Below are 3,160 nucleotides of genomic sequence, written 5' to 3'. Positions count from 1 at the left end.
CGGATACATAGACAGGGACGGGATAGACAGGGCGAAGATATTGCTCGAGGTCGAGAGGCCCCTCCCGACCGTCAATGACCTCGTGGACTTCTGGAGGCTGGGCAAGGTCAAGGACGACGACCTCAAGAAATACATCAGGTGGAGGGGATATCGTGAGGAGTTCGTCGAGGCATACTACGCATCCAGGCTGAGGATGCCCAGCGTCTCCGAGATGATCACCGCCGTGGTCAAGGAGGCCCTCGACCCGCTGGCGTTCAAGGAGTTGCTCAGGAGGCAGGGGCTGATAGAGCTGGACAAATACCAGCAGGAGCTTGGCCTTCCCGGCATAGCGGCCACGGGGCTGGCCACGGTCGAGGAGACCCTGGGCAAGCCGAGGGGCCCGGTGACCTGGGCGGACATCCTCTGGGAGGCCCATTGGAGGCTTCCGCCCCTAGAGAGGGTGGTCGAGTTCGCCAACAGGGCCTCCGTCGGCATGATCCACGTGGCCGGGAAGCAGGTGACGCTGAAGGAGGAGGAGGCGGCCAAGGCCGTCCTCCTATACTCCAGGCTCCACGACTTCAAGCCCGTCCCGAGGGCCCACACCGTCCTGGTCGGCGGCAGGGCCGAGGAGATACGGATGCCGGTCTCCGACGCAGAGATGATGGAGGCCACCAGGTTCAGGATACTCACCAGGATAGAGTCGAGGTTCGTCAGGAGGTGGGGCCTGATATCCGAGGAGGACTTCAAGAGGCTGCTGGTCGCCCAGGGGGTCTCGCCATACGTCAAGATCAGGACCGTGGACGGCCAGGAAATCAGCATGGTGGACGCCCTCATGAAGGCCGAGTTCCTCCAGGATCTCCTCGAGGAGAGGACGCACCTGAGGAACTCCATCCTTGCCGCATTCCAGAGGGGGTATAACGTCAAGATCTCCGTCCTCGACCCGTTCTCCGGGAAGGAGGTGGCCCTGGAGACCCTGAAGATCGAGGAGGCGCTGAAGGCGATAAGGTTCAGGTCGGAGGAGGCGGGCTGGCTCGCCCAGTCCGCAAGGATAAGGAGGGTCGTCGAGCTGAGGAATGACGCAGTAAGGGGCGCCGTGGAGGACTTCCTGGCCGGGGCCGCATCGGTCGGGGAGCTTGAGGACGCACTAAAGGCCCTGATAGACGACGAGGAGGTGCGGAGATCCGTCGTCGAGTATGCCATCAAGAGGAGGGCCCTGGCGAGATACAGGAGGATGGCCAACAGGCTCGACAGGGCGCTGATATCGGAGGCCAGCACGATGCTGAGGCTATACGAGCAGGGGTTCGCACCCAGGAGCGAGGCCGAGGCCAAGTTGCAGAGCCTCGTGGACAAGGGGCTCATGCTCCCGGAGGAGAAGGACGCCCTGCTCTCGATATCCGACGAGAGGAGGAAGCGTGAGCTGAGGGAGCTGGCCGTCAGGGCCCTCGCAAAGAAGCTGAGCAGGGGCGAGATATCCGTTAAGGACTTCATCGCCTCCGCCGAGAAGATAGGGGTGGACAAGGAGTTCGTCGAGGGCCTTCTCGAGAACTACGCAACCATGCACACGCTCACGGTCGGGCAGCTCGTCAGCTATGCCGATGAGGTTCCCATACCGAGCGACCTGCTGGAGAGGAAGCTCGACGCCCTCAGGGTTCCCGATGACGAGAGGGCGATAATCAGGGAGGTGGTCAGGAGGAGGCCCATAAGGGACGACATATCCAGCCTGGTCTACTGGATGACGAGCCTGGCATCCTCCCTCGACATACTGCCGGAGGACGTCTCGATGCTCAAGGAGGTCGGCCTGACGGACAACGAGCTGAAGATACGGAGGAAGATAGTGGAGATGCTGAACAGGAAGGCGGTCAGGGCGAGGATAAGGGCCGCCCTGGAGACCTTGCTCAGGGAGCAGTATCAGGCCCAGGCCAAGGGGAGAGACCCCGGGCTCATAACCCTGGATCAGTTCGTCAAGGCCATGAAAGCCCTAAAATACCCCGAAGAATACGTAATCGCCAGGGCGCAGGAGATAGTGGCCTCGGCGGCCAATGTGAAGCTGAAGGACTTCGAGGATCTCAAGGCCAAGATAGTCTCCGGGAGGTGGGCGGCCTGAGCCAGGCGTCCTTCGCAGAGCTGATATGCGAGGCCCTCTTCAGGCTGATAGTTACGCAGGAGATGATCGAGATGTGGGCCGAGGCATACGGCCTCTCCATGGAGGAGGCGATCTCGGCGGTCAATATGTTCTACGAGGCGATCCACGGCATCACCTCCCCGGACGAGGAGGAGGAGAGGGTGGTGGAGCACGTGGAGGAGGAGTGCGAGGATGACGACTCAGGCAAGGAGTAGCAGGCTATACGCAATACTGTATCCCGAGTGCCTCACGGACGGAGGGGGTCCCCTCTCAATCGCCGACGTGGCCGAGCTGTCGAGGGCGAACACGGTGGGCCTCATAGCGATGCCCGGCACGAGCATCCCCAAGCCCTTCTCCTCGATAGTCGATTTCGCCGTGGAGGTGGGGGATCTGTCGCACCCCCTGTCGCTGATCGAAATCCTATCCAGGATAGCCGAGAGCTTCACGGCGGATCAATACATACTGGTGACCAAGGGCTTCAGATACGTCTCCGCAGCCCAGATAGCAAAATGGAAGCACGCATTCGCCCACCAGGTCTTGGCCATGATCAGGATGGGGGCGATGGCCTAGGGGGATGGGCATGGGCACGTGGCAGAGCATACCGAAGGTTGGCCCCGGCGACACGATCAGGAGCCAATACCACAACATGATAGTGGACAACCTCGAGTGGCTGAAGGCGAGGGTTCCATCCCCCTTCGCCATCGGCTCCGGCTATCCCGGGCTCGACCTGGCCGCCGGATCGAGATACCTGCTGATGCCCTTCTGCCCGGAGGCCTCCACGGGAGACCCCTCGCAACCGATAGGCCCTCCCTTGCCGTTCAGGGCGAGGCTCTCCAACCTCGGGATATCGGCCTCCCGGAACGATCTAGACAAGGACAGCACGGCCACCCTATACGTGGAGGGGCAACCCACGGCCCTCTCGGTCACGGTTCCGGCCACGTCCGCTGGGGTCTTCTGGGACTCGCTCCACGAGGCCGTGGCGGAGGCGGGGGCCAGGGTCTATCTCGTCCTCGACCTAACGCAGGCGTCCACGGGGTCGCTTAGGCTCGGCGGATGGGC

4 protein-coding genes are annotated in these 3,160 nt (G+C 62.3%); all 4 read left to right on the top strand.

Annotated elements, in window-relative coordinates; genetic code table 11:
- Positions 1 to 2,083, top strand: a 2,083-nt coding sequence (locus BA066_07475; GenBank protein ID RDD52856.1) for a hypothetical protein, incomplete at its 5' end; no start/stop codon positions are given.
- A complete protein-coding gene (locus BA066_07470) occupies positions 2,071 to 2,316 on the top strand; it encodes a hypothetical protein (GenBank protein RDD52855.1) in 246 nt (81 codons plus the stop codon). The genes BA066_07475 and BA066_07470, both read left to right, overlap by 13 nt.
- Complete coding sequence (locus tag BA066_07465) at positions 2,294 to 2,671, top strand: hypothetical protein (protein RDD52854.1); 378 nt, start codon at positions 2,294 to 2,296, stop codon at positions 2,669 to 2,671. The genes BA066_07470 and BA066_07465 overlap by 23 nt, the downstream gene beginning before the upstream one ends.
- Before the next feature lie 4 nt (positions 2,672 to 2,675).
- On the top strand, positions 2,676 to 3,160 hold a 485-nt coding region (locus BA066_07460; protein ID RDD52853.1), incomplete at its 3' end, for a hypothetical protein.

The sequence above is a fragment of the Candidatus Korarchaeota archaeon NZ13-K genome (genome assembly GCA_003344655.1).
GTDB lineage: Archaea > Korarchaeota > Korarchaeia > Korarchaeales > Korarchaeaceae > Korarchaeum.
The sequence above is the reverse complement of the archived record's forward strand: the minus strand, read 5'-3'. Positions and strand labels throughout refer to the sequence as shown.

Bases quoted from the DNA above. Each gene is read 5' to 3' on its own strand.
- BA066_07465 (RDD52854.1), top strand. From the start codon at position 2,294: ATGACGACTCAGGCAAGGAGTAGCAGGCTATACGCAATACTGTATCCC.